Source organism: Streptomyces sp. NPDC005722 (assembly GCF_040630935.1).
GTDB lineage: Bacteria > Actinomycetota > Actinomycetes > Streptomycetales > Streptomycetaceae > Actinacidiphila.
Genome location: NZ_JBEXYN010000048.1, coordinates 19,391 through 36,072, shown reverse-complemented (window position 1 = coordinate 36,072; position 16,682 = coordinate 19,391). Strand labels below are relative to the sequence as shown.

16 protein-coding genes are annotated in these 16,682 nt (G+C 74.6%); 4 read left to right on the top strand and 12 right to left on the bottom strand.

The genetic code is table 11. The features are described from left to right. Nucleotides 1-13: 13 nt before the first annotated feature. From ABZ479_RS35035 to ABZ479_RS35020, 4 genes are all read right to left on the bottom strand, one after another. Nucleotides 14-925 (bottom strand): EamA family transporter, encoded by a 912-nt coding sequence (locus tag ABZ479_RS35035; RefSeq protein WP_500465325.1) that lies wholly within the window; start codon nucleotides 923-925, stop codon nucleotides 14-16. Between the two features lie 14 nt (nucleotides 926-939). Further along, nucleotides 940-1,518: a GNAT family N-acetyltransferase gene (locus ABZ479_RS35030; RefSeq protein WP_500465324.1), complete on the bottom strand. Its 579-nt coding sequence runs from the start codon at nucleotides 1,516-1,518 to the stop codon at nucleotides 940-942. A 290-nt stretch (nucleotides 1,519-1,808) separates the two neighbouring features. Next, on the bottom strand, nucleotides 1,809-2,732 hold the full coding sequence (locus tag ABZ479_RS35025) for an RNA polymerase sigma-70 factor (RefSeq protein WP_500465323.1): 924 nt from the start codon (nucleotides 2,730-2,732) through the stop codon (nucleotides 1,809-1,811). 26 nt (nucleotides 2,733-2,758) lie between these two features. Continuing rightward, complete coding sequence (locus ABZ479_RS35020) at nucleotides 2,759-3,232, bottom strand: carboxymuconolactone decarboxylase family protein (protein WP_499606706.1); 474 nt, start codon at nucleotides 3,230-3,232, stop codon at nucleotides 2,759-2,761. 167 nt (nucleotides 3,233-3,399) lie between these two features. On the opposite strand from ABZ479_RS35020, the gene ABZ479_RS35015 reads away from it, so the two are divergent. Continuing rightward, nucleotides 3,400-4,056 carry a DUF2238 domain-containing protein gene (locus ABZ479_RS35015; RefSeq protein WP_500465322.1) on the top strand — a complete coding sequence of 219 codons (657 nt, stop codon included), beginning with the start codon at nucleotides 3,400-3,402 and terminating at the stop codon, nucleotides 4,054-4,056. A gap of 32 nt (nucleotides 4,057-4,088) precedes the next feature. On the opposite strand, the gene ABZ479_RS35010 is transcribed toward ABZ479_RS35015, so the two are convergent. From ABZ479_RS35010 to ABZ479_RS34990, 5 genes are all read right to left on the bottom strand, one after another. Continuing rightward, nucleotides 4,089-4,805 (bottom strand): SDR family oxidoreductase, encoded by a 717-nt coding sequence (locus ABZ479_RS35010; protein WP_500465321.1) that lies wholly within the window; start codon nucleotides 4,803-4,805, stop codon nucleotides 4,089-4,091. A gap of 79 nt (nucleotides 4,806-4,884) precedes the next feature. Beyond that, on the bottom strand, nucleotides 4,885-5,781 hold the full coding sequence (locus ABZ479_RS35005; protein ID WP_500465320.1) for a DUF427 domain-containing protein: 897 nt from the start codon (nucleotides 5,779-5,781) through the stop codon (nucleotides 4,885-4,887). 138 nt (nucleotides 5,782-5,919) lie between these two features. Then, the gene (locus ABZ479_RS35000) at nucleotides 5,920-6,789 is read right to left on the bottom strand and encodes an alpha/beta fold hydrolase (protein ID WP_500465319.1); all 870 of its coding nucleotides are present in this window, start codon (nucleotides 6,787-6,789) and stop codon (nucleotides 5,920-5,922) included. Nucleotides 6,790-6,874: 85 nt separating this feature from the next. Then, nucleotides 6,875-7,780, bottom strand: coding sequence for a LysR family transcriptional regulator (locus ABZ479_RS34995; RefSeq protein WP_500465318.1), 906 nt, complete (start codon nucleotides 7,778-7,780; stop codon nucleotides 6,875-6,877). A gap of 78 nt (nucleotides 7,781-7,858) precedes the next feature. Next, nucleotides 7,859-8,293 (bottom strand): VOC family protein, encoded by a 435-nt coding sequence (locus ABZ479_RS34990; RefSeq protein ID WP_500465317.1) that lies wholly within the window; start codon nucleotides 8,291-8,293, stop codon nucleotides 7,859-7,861. A gap of 414 nt (nucleotides 8,294-8,707) precedes the next feature. On the opposite strand from ABZ479_RS34990, the gene ABZ479_RS34985 reads away from it, so the two are divergent. Further along, complete coding sequence (locus tag ABZ479_RS34985; RefSeq protein WP_500465316.1) at nucleotides 8,708-9,415, top strand: TMEM175 family protein; 708 nt, start codon at nucleotides 8,708-8,710, stop codon at nucleotides 9,413-9,415. A 13-nt stretch (nucleotides 9,416-9,428) separates the two neighbouring features. Here the strand turns inward: ABZ479_RS34985 and ABZ479_RS34980 are convergent, their stop codons facing one another. Both ABZ479_RS34980 and ABZ479_RS34975 read right to left on the bottom strand, forming a co-directional pair. Further along, complete coding sequence (locus tag ABZ479_RS34980; protein WP_500465315.1) at nucleotides 9,429-10,202, bottom strand: DUF4232 domain-containing protein; 774 nt, start codon at nucleotides 10,200-10,202, stop codon at nucleotides 9,429-9,431. A 142-nt stretch (nucleotides 10,203-10,344) separates the two neighbouring features. Next, nucleotides 10,345-11,739, bottom strand: coding sequence for a serine/threonine-protein kinase (locus ABZ479_RS34975; RefSeq protein ID WP_500465314.1), 1,395 nt, complete (start codon nucleotides 11,737-11,739; stop codon nucleotides 10,345-10,347). A gap of 45 nt (nucleotides 11,740-11,784) precedes the next feature. On the opposite strand from ABZ479_RS34975, the gene ABZ479_RS34970 reads away from it, so the two are divergent. Continuing rightward, complete coding sequence (locus ABZ479_RS34970) at nucleotides 11,785-12,336, top strand: RNA polymerase sigma factor (RefSeq protein ID WP_500465313.1); 552 nt, start codon at nucleotides 11,785-11,787, stop codon at nucleotides 12,334-12,336. Between the two features lie 133 nt (nucleotides 12,337-12,469). Next, nucleotides 12,470-16,276 (top strand): carboxypeptidase regulatory-like domain-containing protein, encoded by a 3,807-nt coding sequence (locus tag ABZ479_RS34965; protein ID WP_500465350.1) that lies wholly within the window; start codon nucleotides 12,470-12,472, stop codon nucleotides 16,274-16,276. A gap of 58 nt (nucleotides 16,277-16,334) precedes the next feature. On the opposite strand, the gene ABZ479_RS34960 is transcribed toward ABZ479_RS34965, so the two are convergent. Beyond that, entirely contained in the window at nucleotides 16,335-16,538 is a 204-nt protein-coding gene (locus ABZ479_RS34960) for a hypothetical protein (protein WP_499606718.1), read from the bottom strand. Nucleotides 16,539-16,682: the final 144 nt, after the last annotated feature.

Below are 16,682 nucleotides of genomic sequence, written 5' to 3'. Positions count from 1 at the left end.
TCCGGACCGGCGGTCACGCGTCCGTACGGGTGCCGCGGGCGGCGCCCGCCGAGGCGGCCACGACGCACAGCACCGCGATCCACTGCGACAGGTGCAGCGACTCCCGGAGCACGACGAGGCCGATGAGGGCCGCCATCGCCGGTTCGAGGCTCATCAGGATGCCGAACACGCGCGGGGGGATCCTGCGCAGCGCCTCCAGGTCCAGCGAGTACGGGATCACCGAGGAGAGCAGGGCCACGCCGAGCCCCGCCAGGAGCACCCACGGCTGGAGCAGCGACGTCCCGCCGTCGGCCACGCCGAACGGCACGGTGACCAGCGCGGCGACGGTCATGCCCAGGGCCAGACCGTTGCCCTCCGTGGTGTGACGGCCGAGCGCGGCACCGACCAGGATGTACAGGCCCCAGCACGTGCCCGCCGCGAGGGCCAGCAGAAGCCCCACCAGGTCGAGTTCGCCGCGTCCCTCCATCAGCAGGAGCACACCGCACGCGGCGAGCACGGTCCAGAAGGCGTCCAGCCACCGCCGCGACCCGGCCAGGGCCACCGCCAGCGGCCCCAGGAACTCGACGGTCACCGCGATCCCCAGCGGGATGCGGGCCAGCGACAGGTAGAAGCACAGGTTCATCGTGCCGAGGACCACGCCGTAGCCCAGCACCACCGTCCACGCGCGACGGCTCATGCGCGGCGACGGGCGCCAGAACAGCGTCAGCACCGCCGCCGCGAAGAAGAGCCGCAGCGCGACCGTCCCGAAGCTGCCCACCTCGGTGAACAGGTTCTTGGCCAGGGCCGAGCCCAGCTGGACGCTGACGATGCCGAGCAGCACCAGCGCCGTCGGCGGGATCGCGCCGTAGGTGCGACCGACCCGCGCGGTCGGCGAGCGACGGACGTACGGGCCGCGTTCGGTGCCGTCGACGTTCAAGGTGGCCACGCGTGGATTGTCGGCTACCGTGCGCCGGGCGTCACGTGGTTTTCCGGCGCCGCCGCGTCGCGCAGGCCGACCGCGTCGTGACGCCAGAACGCGTCCGTGTAGACGAAGGTGCCGGTCATCCAGGGCTCGTACGCGGGGAGCGGCAACACCTGGAAGGCGGCGTCGGGGACGCGCAGCGACGGCTTGCGGAAGCCGAGTTCCCCGCCGGGCAGGAACCCGAGGCGCGTGTAGTACGCGGGATCGCCCTCGACGAAGACCAGCGGGACCGCCTGCTCGGTGAGGATCCGCAGACCGTGCCGGACCAGCGCGGTGCCGACGCCGCTCCGCTGGTGCCCGGGCGCCACGGCCAGCGGGCTCAGCACCCGCACGTCGACCAGCCGGCGCGGGGCGTCGAGCAGGGCGCGGGTGAACATGACGTGCCCGACGACCCGGCCGTCGAGCCCGGCCACCAGCGAGCCCCCGCCACCAGGAGTGACGTCACCGCGCAGGGTGTCCACCAGGTCTGCCACGCCCCGTCCGTGGCCGCCGAACGCCCGCAGGTGGACGTCCCGCACGGACGCGTGGTCGCCGGGGAGCTCTTCGCGAAGTTCCATGGCCGGGAGGGTAGGTTCCCCTCCCGGCGGCCGCACAGGCTTTTGGCGGGGGAGGGGCTGTCGTGGGGTCGAGCCCGTCGATCCTCACCTTGTCGGCAGGGTGGATGAGCCCGTGCCCGTCGACCTGGCGGTGGTGCGGGCCGTCCTGGAACCGCACGACGTCGGCGACCCGCGCCTCACCATGGGGAGGAGGGCGGGCTGGGACTTCTCGTGCGGGCCGCGGACGGCGGCGTCGCCCGGCTCGGCGCGGTCGTCCTCGACCCGCGCGCCGGCGATGGCGTGCCGGCGCGTCAACTCCCCTCCCTCCGTGCCCGCTGCACCTCCCGGTGCAGGGCCCAGGCGTCGGCGACCGGGCCGAGGTGGCCGAGCTTGCCGGGGTTGAGCACCGTGCGGACGGCCTGGATCCGCCCGTCGAGCACGTCGAGGGCGAGGGTGTGCAGGACCCTGCCGTCCCGGTCGCGGAAGACCGCCCCGGGCTGGCCGTTGACCTCGTGCGGCTCGAACGTCACGCCGATCCGGAGCAGCAGGGGGAAGACCGTGCCCAGCAGCCGGGCCACGTTCTCCGCGCCCGCGACGGCCCGCGCCAGCTGGGGGGCCCGGCCGCCGCCGTCCCCCACGAGCTGCACGTCGGCTGCGAGCAGCTCACGCAACGCGTCGACGTCCCCGTCCTTCAACGCGTCGAAGAACCGCCGCGCCAGCTCCTCCCGCGCCTCGCGGTCCGCCGCGAACCGCGGCCGCCCTGCCGCCATGTGCCGGCGCGCCCGGACCACGAGCTGACGGCACGCCGCCTCCGAACGCCCCACCGCCCCGGCGACCTCGTCGAAGCCGAAGCCGAACACCTCCCGCAGCACGAACACCGACCGCTCGAGCGGGCTGAGTCGCTCCAGCAGCAGGAGCGCCGCCATCGACACCGAGTCGGCGAGCTCCGCGGACCGGGCCGGATCCTGGTACGGATCGCTCAGCAGCGGTTCGGGGAACCAGGGCCCGACGTACTCCTCCCGCCGCACCCGCGCGGAACGCAGCACGTCGATCGAGACCCGCGTCACCGTCGCCGAAAGGAACGCCTTCGTCGACACGGGCCGGGTGGACGAGGCGTCGAAGCGCAGCCACGTCTCCTGCACCGCGTCCTCCGCCTCGCCCACGCTGCCCAGGATCCGGTAGGCGATCGAGAACAGCAGCGGCCGCAGCTCCTCGAAGTCCTCCACCTTGGTCACGCCGCATTCCCTTCCCCGGGTCCCGGTCAGTGGAACCGGCCGGGCACGTAGTCGCCCGCCGGCTGCCGGGAGATGACGTTCAGCCGGTTCACCGCGTTCATGAAGGAGACCAGGACGACCAGGGCCGTGAGTTGCTCCCGGTCGAAGTGCCGGGCGGCGCGCGCCCACACCTCGTCGCCGACACCGGCGCCCGCGTCCGCGACCCGGGTGCCCGCCTCCGCCAGTTCCAGCGCGGCGCGCTCGCCCTCGGTGAAGACCGTGGCCTCCCGCCACGCCGCGACCAGGTGCAGCCGTACCGGTGTCTCGCCCGCGGCGGCGGCCTCCTTGGTGTGCATGTCGACGCAGGCCGCGCAGCCGTTGATCTGGCTGACCCGCAGCGCCACCAGTTCCTGCGTTGCGGCGGGCAGCGACGACTCCTTGAACCACGTGCCCACCGCCATGAAGTGCTTGAGGGCCCTGCTCGCCGCCGGGTCGGCGAAGTAGTCCAGTCGCGCGTCCATGGTGTGCTCCTCCTGTGTCCCGTGTGGACGTCCGCGGTCGTCCACGGACTCACCCCCTGGGACGAGGCGGCCCGCGCCCCAGTGACACGGCACGGTGTGACCTGCGTCTCCCAAGTGAGTAGCCGTACTCATGCGTTCGCGTGCCGGGTCCCACGACCCTTGGGGGCATGACAGACCTCACCGTCCCCGTCCGGCGCGCCGGACTGCCGATGGCTGCCGCCGCCGTCGCGCTCACCGCCCTGGTGGTGTCCGGGATCCAGCCCCGGGACCGCGGCACATGGGTGCTGGAGACCTTCTGGATCGTCATCGGGCTGCCGCTCGCGGTGGCGCTGCGCCGCCGGTTCCCGCTGACCGGGCTGCTGTGCGCGCTGCTCGCCCTGCACGCCCTGGTCCTGTCGGTGGGCGGTCACTACACCTACGCCCAGGTCCCGTTCGGGGACTGGTTGCGCGACACCCTGGACCTGTCGCGCAACCCGTACGACCGGATCGGCCACCTCATGCAGGGCTTCGTGCCCGCCGTGCTGGTGCGCGAGGTCCTCGTCCGCACCTCCCCGCTGCGCGGCAGCCGGTGGCTGGCGCCGCTGACCGTGTGCGCGTGCATGGCGTTCAGCGCGTTCTTCGAACTGCTGGAGTGGTGGGCGGCGTTGATCGGCGGGGACGCCGCGGACGCCTTCCTCGCCACGCAGGGGGACGTCTGGGACACCCAGTGGGACATGTTCTGCGCCCTGGTGGGCGCCGTGCTGTCGCTGCTCCTGCTCAGCCGGGCGCACGACCGTCAACTGGACGCCCTCGCGCCGCGCATGACCGGGACGCGGACCGGGTGAGGGCGGGCGGGCCGGCGTGCGACCGCGAGGTCTCACACCAGTGGCTGGCCGCCGTCGACCGCAAGGCACACCCCGGTCATGAACGTGTTGGTCATCGCGAACACCACCGCCTGGGCGACGTCCTGGGGCGTGCCGATCCGCCGCGCGGGGTTGCTCCCGGACAGGCGGGCGAAGAGTTCGGACTTGCCCGCGTCGCCCAGCCCGTCCCACGCGCCGGTGTCGATGGTGCCGGGGGACACGGCGTTCACGCGGATCGGGGCGAGTTCGACGGCCAGTGACCGGGTGACGGTGTTCACCGAGCCGTTCGTCGCGGCGACCGCGAGGAACCCCGGGTCGGGTTCGAGGGCCGCGACGCCCGAGAACAGCACGAAGGAACCGTCCTGCGGCATGCGCGGGGCGAAGTGCTTGGCCAGCATGATCGGCCCGACCACCTTGGTGCGGAAGGACAGGACGATCGCCTCGGGCGTCAGCTCGGACACCCTGCCGCGGGCCCGGGCGGACGCCGTGGAGACGACGTGGTCCACGTTGCCGAGGTCCTCGGCGAGCCTCGCGATCGACTCCTCGTCGGTGAGGTCGACCTGCCGTACGGCGACGTCCGTGCCCTCGTAGGCCTCTTCGAGGCCGCTTGGCGACCGTCCGGCGGCGACGACCCGGGCGCCCTCGGCGCGTGCCGCCTCGGCGACCGCCCGGGCGATGCCGCTGCCGCGGCCCACCACCAGGACCGTCCGGTCCCGCAGGGAAGCTGACATGGGGGCTCTCCCTCGATCTCATCGTGTGCGTGTATCGCGCGTGGGTGTGCGGGCGGGACGGCCCTTGCGACGACGCGCCCTAACGGCCCCGCACCTCGTCCGTGTCGAGGCCGCGGTCCACGCCGTGCGGGAGGACCTGCTGGCCCGGCTCCGCCTCCAGCCGCTTGCCGTCGAGGGCGACCTCGACCCTGTCCGGCTCGAAGGACACCAGGCCGTCGATGCGGCCGACCTCCGGGTAGGCGTCGCGGTACGACCACGCGGCCTTCCGGACGCCGCCGATGTCGTAGTACTCGGCGATGCCCTTGTACGGGCAGAAGGTCCGGTCCTCGGCGGGCGTCAGCGCCGACGCGTCGACGTCCGCGCGCGGCACGTACCAGCGGGGCGCGAAGCCCGACTCGTACAGCACCACGGGGTGCTCGGAGCGGGCCACGACGTGGCCCTCGGAGCGGACCTCCAGCATGCGCGAGGTGGTGCGGATGTCGATGCGGTGGTAGGCGTCGGCGGCGTGGCCGAGGATCCGGTCGTCCTCCTCGTAGAAGGCGTCCATCGCCCGCCAGGCGAAGGCGATCCGCCCCCTGAGCTCGGACGCGTGCTCCGGGAGCGCGACCAGTTCCCAGGCGGCGCGCTCGGTCGTCCGGCCGCCGGCCCGTACCGCGAACCAGGCCGTGGTCCCCAGGTCCTTGTGCCGGGTGACGTGGTCGCCCGCGACCAGCGCCTCCGGCAGGACGTCGGAGCGCGGGAAGTAGGCGACCGGGTAGCGGCCGGGTTCGTGGAGGAGCACCACGTCCTCGCTGTCGGCGATCCACTCGCCGGCGAACCTGACCCTCATGCGCCGTCGCAGGCGCTCGGCGAAGAGCAGCCGCTCGGGGAGCGGACCGGGCACCAGGAAGCGCCCGATCCGGGTGGTGGAGAGCGGCCCCTGCTGCCAGGACAGTCCCATGGCTCGTCCTTCCTCGTGGGTCTTCGCGATGGTCACTTCGACGCTAGGTCCGCCGCGTACCCGGAACAAGCGATCAAGGATTCGTCTTTCGGAGGCGACCACGTCGGAAATCGACGGGCCGGTCTCCGCGGTCTCCGCTGTCCTCCGGGCCGTGGCCCCGCGGGCCCCTGCGGCTCAGGTCAGGACCCGGCCGAGGAAGTCCCGGATGTGCCCGGCGACGGTCTCCAGGTGGCTCTCCAGCGCGAAGTGCCCGGTCTCCAGCAGGTGGACCTCGGCGTCCGGCAGGTCCTTCCGGAAGGCACGGGCGCCGTCGGGCCCGAAGATCTCGTCGCGCTCGCCCCAGACCGCCAGCAGTGGGACCTGCGAGTCCCGGAAGTACGCGTGGACCGCCGGGTACGCGTCGACGTTGCGCGGGTAGTCGCGGAACAGGCTGAGCTGGACCTCGTCGTTGCCGGGCCGGTCCAGGAGCGCCTGGTCGTGGACCCAGTTGTCGGGGCTGACCAGGCTGGGGTCGTCCACCCCGTTCAGGTACTGCCAGCGCGTGACCTCCAGGGTGAGCGCGCCGCGCACGGCCGCCTCGGTCCCCGGGCCCGGGTCCTCGGCGTAGGCGAACAGCCCGTCCCAGAACGGCCTGGCGAAGCCCTCCGTGTACGCGTTGCCGCTCTGGCTGACGATCGCGGTGACCCGTCGCGGGTCCGCCAGCGCGAGCCGCCATCCGATGGGCGCCCCGTAGTCCTGCACGTACACGGCGAAGCGGTCCACGCCGAGCTGTTCGAGCAGGCCGGAGGTGACCTCGGTGAGGGCGTCGAAGGTGTACGGGAAGTCCGTCACCGCCGGCATGGCCGACTGCCCGAAGCCGATGTGGTCGGGGGCGATCACGCGGTAGCGGTCGGCGAGGGCGGGGATCAGGTTCCGGAACATGTGCGAGCTCGTCGGGAACCCGTGGAGCAGCACCAGCACGGGGGCCGATGGGTCGCCGGCCTCCCGGTGGAAGACCTCCAGGCCGTCGACGGTGACGGTGCGGTAGTGGACGGTGCCGGTCATATCGGGCCTCCTCGGGCGCTGTGGTCGGTTGTGGTCGGTTGCGTTCCTGTTCGGGGCGGGCATCTCGGCGGCCGGGCCGCGGCGGCTACGCGGCCGGGAGCGCGGCGGCGGTGTCCACGTTCGGCAGCCCCCGGCGGCGCAGGTCGGCGACGAACCGCCGCACGAGGGCGTCCGAGGGCGTCAGCGTGAGCGCCACGATGTCGCGGTGCACACGGGGCTCCAGCCGCCGGACGACCGCGGCGGGACGTCCGGCCAGCGCCGACACCGGCACCAGGCTCACCCCCATGCCCGCGCCCGCGAGCTGGGCGGCGGTGCGCGGGCTGCGGGTGCGCAGCACGGGGCTCAGGGTCACCTGGTGGGAGGCGGCGAACCGGTCCACCCAGACGGCCATGCCGTTGCCGGGGTCGTAGTGCACGAACGGCTCGCCGGCGAGCTCCCCGGGCCCGACCGAGGCGCGGGCGGCGAACGGGTGGGCGGGCGAGGTGACCACCACCATCTCCTCCCGGCCCAGCACCTCGGTGTGGGCGGTGGTCGCGGTGGGTTCCGGTCCCACGACCAGGTCGGTGGCGCCGTTGTTCAGGTGCTCCACCATGCGGTCGGCACTGGTGAACTCCGCCAGCTCCAGCCGCACCCCGGGCCGGTGCGCGCGCCAGCGGCGCAGTACCGGTACCAGCAGCCACGCGGTCATGGTCTCCGCGCAGGCGATCCGCAGCCGCCCGCCGTCGCCCATCCCGACCTGCCGTCCGATCCGGACGGCCCGGGCCGCGGCGTCCAGCGCGATCCGGGCCTCCTCGGCCGCGGCGCGCCCGGCCGCCGTCACCCGCACGCCGCGGGCCAGCCGCTCGACGACGGGGGTGCCGAGCTCCCGCTCCAGCGCCGCGATCTGGTGGGAGAGCGCCGGCTGCGACATGTGCAGGGACGCCGCGGCCCGGGTGACCGAACCTTCGTCGACCAGGGCCACCAGGCACTCCAGTGCCCGCAGTGTCGCCATATGTAAAATCTATCCGAACTGTTCGAAACGTACAGGAACCGAAAGCGGCTCCGGTGGGACGACGTGCTCCCCGCGGGGTCAGGCCGCCCTGTGGAAACCGCGCTCCTGCACCACCCAGGTGTTGCCGTCCGGGTCGGCGAAGGTGACGGAGCTGGCGTAGTCGCGGCGCTCCGGGTCCACCCCGGGCCGGAACCCGCCCCGCCAGTCCTCGACGGGCCATTTGTGCCGCGGCTCCCCGACGGCGACACCTCGTTCGGTCAGTTCGCGGCGGGCCCGCTCGACGTCGTCGACGACGAGGTGCAGGCCGTGCAGTGACCCGGGGACCGCATCGGTCAGACCGACGCCGAGCTGCACCGAGCACGCGGAACCCGGCGGCGTCAGCTGCACGACGCGGAATCCGTCGGCGGGCGCGTAGTCGACGTCGAGGGAGAAGCCGGCGCGCTCCGTGTAGAACGCCGCCGACCGGTCGACGTCGGTCACCGGGACGATGACGACCTCGAGGCTGTAGTCCATCACTCCATCCTTGGCCAACGCCCTGCGAAACCGCGAGCGATGAGGCATGCGCAGCTCGAATGGCCGGCGCAGAAGGAACGAATTCCGGGCCGGAGGCGCGGGTACGGCCGGCCACGGTGCCGACGGCCACGCCGGCACCGTGGGGGAGGCACGCGTCGTCCCCGTGCCCGGCGGCCCGCACGGCCCCGACGGCGACGACCCTGACGGCGACGACCCGGGCCGGCCGGCTGCCGCCGGCGGATCACCGGCCCCGGCTCCCGCGACCGCGCGGGCAAGCCGGTGGCGTACCCCCTCGTGCCGCGGCCCAGCCCGGCCCGGCGGCCCCGCGCCACCGCCCGGACGGGGCTTCCCCGCGGGTCCGACATGCTGCGCGGCATCTGATCGCCCCCGCGCCCCGGACCCTAGGATCACACCATGCCGAACCCACCGGATCGTGACGTTCCGTCAAGCGCGGCCGCCGACGACGGCATGCGCCTGTCGGAGACCAACCGGGTCGAGGGTTTCAGCGACGCCGTCTTCGCCATCGTGATCACCCTGCTCGTCCTCGACGTCTACGATCCGCACCACGCGCCCGGCGGCCTCGTGCCGGCACTCGCCGTCGCCTGGCCCGCCTACGTGGCGTTCCTCGTCTCCTTCCTCTACGTCGGTGTCATCTGGCTCAACCACCACGGGCTGTTCCGCCGCATCCGGCGCATGGACGTCGGCCTGCTGTGGATCAACCTCGCGATCCTGTTCAGCGCCGTGATCGTGCCGTTCCCCACCGCGGTCCTGGGGGACGCCTTCGGTGACGGGGGGACCGCCCACGACCAGCGCGTGGCGGTCGTCCTGTACGCGCTGGTCGCGGCCGTCATGTCGGCCCCGTGGTGGGGGGTGTTCAGCTACCTGTGCGGCCGCCCGGAACTGCTGGAGCCCGGCGTGTCCCCCCACTGGCTCCGGTCGCAGCGGATCCGGCCGCTGACCGGCCTCGTCCTGTACGTGGTCTGCGGCATCGGCGGCTGGTTCGTCGCCCCGGCCGTGGGGGTGGTCTGCATCGCCGTGGTGATCCTCTACCACGCGCTCACGAGCCAGGGACTCCACGAGGGGCCGCTCGGCAGGCTGGTCGGGGCCGCCCGGCGGCGGTGAACGGCGGCGTCCGTCACGCCGGCCCGCTCCCCGGCTGGAACGGGCCGAGCCGGGGCACGGACGCCTTCCCGGTGTTGGACACCTTGCCGCCGGTCCACGGGACCTTCAGCGACGAGGTCTCGTCCGGCGGGGTGACCAGTACCGCCGCCGGGGTCACCGTGGTCACGCCCGTGATGCCCGGGTTGGCGAAGGACATCGCCGCCCAGGCACTGGCGCCCGGTGCCAGCGTGACCCGCCGCGCGGTCTGACCCGTGGCGCGCTCCGGGTCCACGGTCACCTGCTCCCCGGCGGCGTTGACGAAGGCGAGGCCCGGGAAGCCGAGGACCGTGCAGGTGCGGCCGGAGCGGTTGGTGAGGACGACCGGGAAGTTCTCCTGGCCCGCGCCGGGGTCGTTGCGGCCGATCGAGGCCGAGAGGTCCGAGGTGTGGCAACGCCCGCCGGACTGCGGCGGGGTGCTCGCGTGCCCCCGGGAGGGGGGCGGCGAGGACACGGGGGGCTCCGAGGCGGAGGTCTCCCCGGGAGGTGGGCCGGAGGCCGCCGGGTCCCCGCTCGCCGGGCCGGCCGAGCCGGGCAGCGTCCGGGGGGCGCTCGCGGTGTCCTTCGCGCCGCCGTCCCCGCAGCCGGTCAGCGCCGCCGCGAGGACGAGACCGCCCGCGAGCAGCGGGAGCAGCCGGCCCCTGCCGACGCGCGGTGCGCTACGCCCCGGCGTCGCGCTCCGCCCGGACCGTTCGCCGGTCATCCTCGCCCGCATCTCCTCGCGCATCGTCTCGTGCTCGGCCACGTGCATGTCCCGTTCCTCCTCGGCAGGCCGTGGTGGCCCTGTGCCGGTCCGCATCCGTACACCCCGTGGGATGCACGGCGGGCGGCGGAAGTTCTCGGCGGTCCTTCCCGGCGGTCGCTCCCGGCCGCCGGACGCGGCGGCCGGTGTCTCACCCGGTGATCCGCAGACCGCCGAGGACATCATCGGTCAGGTCGCGGCCGCCGGCCTGCCGGATCTGCACGTACACCCCGGTCGAGGCGGCACCCGCCCGGGTGAGGCTGATCTCGTCGACCGAGCCGCCCCGCGCGCCGCAGTCGGTCCAGTGCCGGACCCGGCCGCTCCACCCCGGCGGCCCGTCCTTCCCCCAGCCCCGGCTGCCCCGGTAGCGGCAGCCGCCGTGACGGACCGCACCCACCCGGGCGGTGAGATCGCCCCCCTCGCTCAGCCCGACGAACACGCCGTCGACGCCGGCGCCCAGGTCCTGCCACCTCGCCGCGTCCGAGGTGACCAGGAGGGCCGGCGCGTGCGATCCGGGCAGCCCCAGCGCGCCGGGGTCCCAGCCGCCCGGTACGAGTTCCCGGCCCCATCCCGCGGGGACCTCCACCCGGATCCGGCCGGTGGCGTCGCTCACCACCGTCGGCGCCGCGGCCCGGGGCGCACCGGAACGTGAGGCGGCCAGGCCCGCGCCGGCGGCCGCCAGCGACGCGGCGCACAGGGCCACCACCAGGGCACGCCCGCGGCGTCGGCGCGGCCGCGCCTCCTCGTGACCGGCCGACCGGGCGGCCAGCGCCTCCAGTTCGTCGGCGAACCGTGACGCGCTGGGCCAGCGCTTGCGGCGGTCCGGCTGCAGGGCGCGCAGCACCGCCCGCTCGACCGTCGCCGGGAGGCCCGGGCGCAACCGGCGGGGCCGTACGACCTCGCCCGCGGGACCCGGGACCGAGCCCGTGACCAGGTGGTACAGCAGGGCGCCCAGCCCGTACACGTCGGCGCGCACGTCGATGCCGCCGTCCGGACGGGCCTGTTCCGGCGCCATGTAGCCCGCCGAACCGGCGGCCATCGTCAGGCCTGAGGCCTGGGCGAGCGCCTTGGCCAGGCCCAGATCGGCCACGAGCACCCGCTCCCGGCCCTCCCGGGCGCCGCTGATCAGCACGTTGGACGGTTTGATGTCGCGGTGGACGACACCCGCCTCGTGCAGCGCCGCCACGCCGCGGGCGGCCTCCGCCGTCAGCCGCAGCGCCTCGGGCAGGGACGGCCGTCCGCGGGCGAGGAGGTCGTCCAGGGTGCCCCCGTCGGCGTACTCCATCACGAAGTAGGGCCGCTCGTCGGGGAGTTCCCCGATGTCGAAGACCTGCACCAGCCGGCTGGACGCGGCCATGCGCAGCAGCCGGGCCTCGGAGAGGAAACGCTCCCGCAGGTCCACGCGGTACGCCCAGTTCTCGGCCATCACCTTGACGGCGACCGGCGCGTCGAGCGCGTCGTCGTGGGCCAGCCACACCATGGCGAACGCCCCCGAGCCGACGGGCCGCACCAGCCGGTAGCGGCCGATCTGCTGAGGTGGGGGCATGTGCCTATCATGCACCGACCACCGGAAGGACCGAGGAGGACCCCTGTGACGCCCGCCCAGGAGACGGAGGAGTTCGCCGCGCGGGCGGCGGCCGGGGACGCCGCGGCCCTGGAACTGCTGCTCGCCCGGATCCGGCCCGAGGTCCTGCGCCGCTGCGGCCGCTTCCTGCCCCACCGCGAGGACGCCGAGGAGGCCGCACAGGACGTGCTGTTCCAGGTCGCCCGCAGCATCGGCTCCTTCGAGGGGCGCAGCCTCTTCCACACCTGGCTGTACACGGTGGTCGCCAACTGCGCCCGCCAGAAGTACCGCGAGCTCAAACGGCGGCGCGCCGAACAGCCCCTCTCCGCGGCCGATGCCGACACGCCCGACCCGCGCAGGACCAGCGTGGTCGCGGGGACCCGGCTCGACCTGCTGGACGCCCTCGAACGGCTGGAGGCCGTCAGCCCCGAACTGGTCGCGCCGCTGGTGTACCGCGACATCTGCCAGATGGAGTACCGCGAGATCGAGGAGCGCCTCGGCATCCCGCTCGGCACGGTGAAGTCCCGCCTGCACAAGGCGCGCAGACAGGTACGGCAGTGGCTGGTGGACACGGCCTGACGGCCGCGGCGGCGCGGTCGGTCGCGAATTACCCGGGCGGACCGGGAACTTGTGCCGGACTTCGCGCAACTCACCCATCCGGGGGCGGTGTGTGCCGCCGCCCGAGGATGCCGACAGGAGTTGCGAATTGTCCATGTTCCCGAGCCGTCCGCGCCACCGGCGCAGACGGCTGTCCCTCGGTGCCGGTCTGCTGAGCGCCGCCGTCCTGGCCGTGCTCGGGGTCGCCCCCGGTCCGGCCCGGGCCGCGGAGGACGGGCCCGGCACGGCGCCGTCCGCGTCCGCGCACACACCGCCGGGCCACGTCGAGCCGCTCTGCGGCACGCCCGAGCCGCACGAGTTCACCTGCTTCGGCCTGCGGCGCACCGACCTCCCCGCGCGCAAGGGCCTGCGGACGGCAGGGCAGGAACCGGAGGGCTTTGGCCCTGCCGACCTGCGCGGCGCGTACGGCCTGCCCGCCGGCGGCGGGGCGGGCCGGACCGTCGCCGTCGTCGACGCCTTCGACAACCCGGACGCCGAAGCCGACCTCGCCGTCTACCGGGCGCAGTACGGGCTGCCCGCCTGCACCACCGCCAACGGCTGCTTCACCAAGGTCGACCAGCGCGGCGGCACCCGCTACCCGGACCCCGACCCCGGCTGGGCGGGGGAGATCTCCCTCGACCTGGACATGGTCTCGGCGGTCGCCCCCGGCGCCCGGATCCTGCTGGTCGAGGCGGACTCCGCCGGCGTCGACGACCTGGGGGCCGCCGTCGACCGGGCCGTGGCGCTCGGCGCGGGATACGTCTCCAACTCCTACGGCTCCAACTACGCGTTCTTCCCCGAGGACCCGGGCGAGTCCGCGGCCGACGTCCACTACGACCACCCCGGTGTCGCCGTCGTCGCCTCCTCCGGCGACTCCCGCTACGGGGTGGCCTACCCGGCCGCGTCCCCGTACGTGACCGCGGTCGGCGGCACCACCCTCACCCGGGACGCAGGCACGGCCCGAGGCTGGTCGGAGTCGGTGTGGGACCACGACGGGGCCGGCACCGGCTCCGGCTGCTCCCGCCACGAGCCCAAGCCCGCGTTCCAGAAGGACGCCGGCTGCGCCGGACGCACGGTCGCCGACGTGTCCGCCGTGGCCGACCCGGCCACCGGTGTCGCCGTCTACGACGGCTACAACGGCGGCGGCTGGGGCGTGGCGGGCGGCACCAGCGCCTCGGCGCCGATCATCGCCGGCGTCTACGCCGTCGCGGACGCCCCGGTCGCCGGGACGTACCCCAACACCTACTCGTACGCCCGCGGCGGCGCCGGACTGCACGACGTCACCGACGGCGCCAACGGCCGTTGCGCCCCCGCCTACTTGTGCAGCGCGGGCCCCGGCTACGACGGGCCCACCGGCCTCGGCACCCCGGACGGCACGGACGCCTTCCGCATGGGGCCGCACGGCACGGTGACGGGCACGGTCACCGACCGGCGCAGCGGCTCGCCCCTGCCCGGGGCCGCGGTGACGGCGGGCGTCTTCCGGGCCACCACCGACGCCCGCGGCCGCTACACCCTGCCGCTGCCCGCCGGCCGGCACGACGTCGAGGTCCAGGCGTACGGCTACGCGCCCGGCGGCGCGGCGGACGTCGACGTCCGCGACGGCGCCGCCGCCACCCGGGACGTCGCCCTGCGCAAACTGGCGACCCACCGGGTGTCGGGCACCGTCAACGACGGTTCGGGGCACGGCTGGCCGCTGCACGCGAAGATCACCGTGGACGGCGTTCCGGGCGCCCCGGCCTGGTCCGACCCCTACACCGGCGCGTACCGCCTCGACCTGCCCGCGAACCGTACCTACACCCTCCGGGTCGTCGCCGACGACTCGCACTACCGGTCCCTGGTACGGCAGGTGGCGGTCGGCGCCGCCGACCGGGAGCTGCGGCTGGCGCTGCCCGCGGACACCTGGGCGGCCGGCGACCCCGCCTACCGCCTGACGGTGCGCGACCTCGGCACCCAGTCCTTCGACTCCACGGCCGGGGCCCCCGCGGGCTGGAGCGTCGTCGACGTCCCCGGGACCGCCCGCGGCTGGTCGTTCGACGATCCGGGCGGGCGCGGCAACTCCACCGGCGGCTCGGGGGCCTTCGCGGTCGCCGACAACGACCACGCCGGCTGGGACACCGCCCTGGACACCCAACTCGTCAGCCCGGACTACGACTTCGGCGGCACCGGTGATCCCGCGCTGGCCTTCGCCACGGACTACCGGGGCGCCGCGGAGCAGAGCGGCGACGTCGACGTCAGCGACGACGGCGGCAGGACCTGGACGACGGTGTGGCACCAGGACCAGTTGTGGACCAGCGGCCGCGTCGAGGTCCCGCTGACCGCCTACGCCGGTGAGCGCGCGGTGCGACTGCGCTTCCACTTCACCGGGCCCGGCATGCTCTGGGCCGTCGACGACGTGACGGTCAGCCGGCGGACCCTCACCCCGGTCCGCGGCGGAGTGGTCGCGGGCACGGTCACCGACGCCAACACCGGACACGGACTGGCCGCGGCGGTGGTGCGCGCCGGCGCCCACGGGCCCTCGGCGCCGGCCGCCCCCGCCGGCGGCGACCCGCGCGTCGGCGACGGCCTCTACCGCCTCTTCGTGCCGGGCGGCGGCAGCCGTGCCGTCATCGCCGCCGAGCCCGCCTACCGGACGGCCTCCCGTACCGTGACCGTCCGTCCCGACCGGGTCGTCCGGGCCTCCTTCCGCCTCGCGGCGGGACGGCTGTCGTTCGGCACCACCGGGATCGACACCACCACGGCACCGGGCGGCAAGGCGGTCCGCAAGGTGACGGTCCGCAACACCGGCACCGCCCCCGCCACGCTCCGCGTCGGCGAGCGCACCGGCACCGGCCCGGGCTCGGCACCCCCCGCCGATGCCTGGCGCACCCTTCCGGACCTCCCCGTCCCGGTGATGGACAACGCGGTGGAGACCGACCGGGGCAGGCTCTACTCCGTCCTCGGCTCCGACGGCTCCGCGCCCACCGCCGACGTGTACGTGTACGACCCGTCGGAGGGCATTTGGACCCGCGGCGCCCCGGCGCCCGAGCCCCGGCAGGCCACCGCCCACGGGATGATCGGCGGCCGCCTCTACGCCGTCGGCGGCTGGGGCCCGCAGGAGACGGTCAGCGGCACCCTCCAGGTCTACGACACGGCGCGGAACACCTGGACGAAGGGACCGGCCGTCCCGCAGGGCCACTACGGCGCGGCGGGCGCCGTCCTCGACGGGCGGCTGTACGTCGTGGGCGGCTGCACCAACACCGAGTGCGCGAGCACCGTCGACGTCTTCGACCCCGCCTCCGGCAGGTGGGCCAGGGCCGCCGACTACCCGCAGACGATCAGCTGGGCCTCCTGCGGCGCCGTCAGCGGCAGGCTCTACTGCGCGGGCGGCACGCACGAGTACGTGGAGACGTCCGCCGCGTACGTCTACGACCCGGCCTCCTACACCTGGCAGCCCGTCGCGGACATGCCCGTCGGCCTGGCCACCGCCGCCTACGCCGCCGCGAACGGGCGGCTCCTGGTGTCCGGCGGCTTCAAGCGGGTCGGCGTCAACAGGGTCCTGACCCCGGAGGGCTACGCCTACGACCCGGGCAGCGACACCTGGAGCGCGCTGCCCCGCACCGCGACCGCCGTCTACCGCGGCGGCGGCGCCCCGGGCCTGTACCGGGTGGGCGGCAGCGGCCAGAGCCGCTTCCCGGTGCCGGTGGCCACCGTGGAGGAACTGCCCGGCTGGGACGGGACCGAGACGGACGTGGGCTGGCTCTCGGCGAGCCCAGGGCGTCTGACCCTGCGCCCCGGCGAGCGCGCCACCCTCACCGTCACGACGGACGCCCGCGGCCTGCGCGGGCCGCAGGACCTCACGGCGTCCCTCGTCATGCGTGGCGACACGCCCTACTGGCTGCCGCCGGTCCCGGTGTCCCTGCACGTCACGGGGGGCACCCGGTAGGGCGCGGCGCGGCGCCCCCGGGAGGACCGGAGTCCGCCCGGGGGCGCCGCGCCCGCGGCTACACCCACCTGCAGGTGAGCCACTTCTCGTGGTCGTAGAGGTCCTGTGAGGGGTAGCGCTCCACGATGGGGACCACCTCCGTGGTCTCCCCGGGCAGGACGCGTTCGGGCAGGGCCCCGAAGCGGGCGCGGCGCGCCACCGCGCCGCTGTCCGCGGCCCGGTCCACCTTCACGACCCTGACGACCTTCCGCGTGTTCGGCATGCCGGTCCTTCCTTTCTCCGTGCCGTCCTCAGAAGACCTGGAGGAAGCACCCGCAGGCGATGGTGACGACGGCCACGGCCACGGTGGCCACTTTCATGACGCTGAGAACTCTCACGGGAACCCTCCGGTGGGGATCGGCGGAGC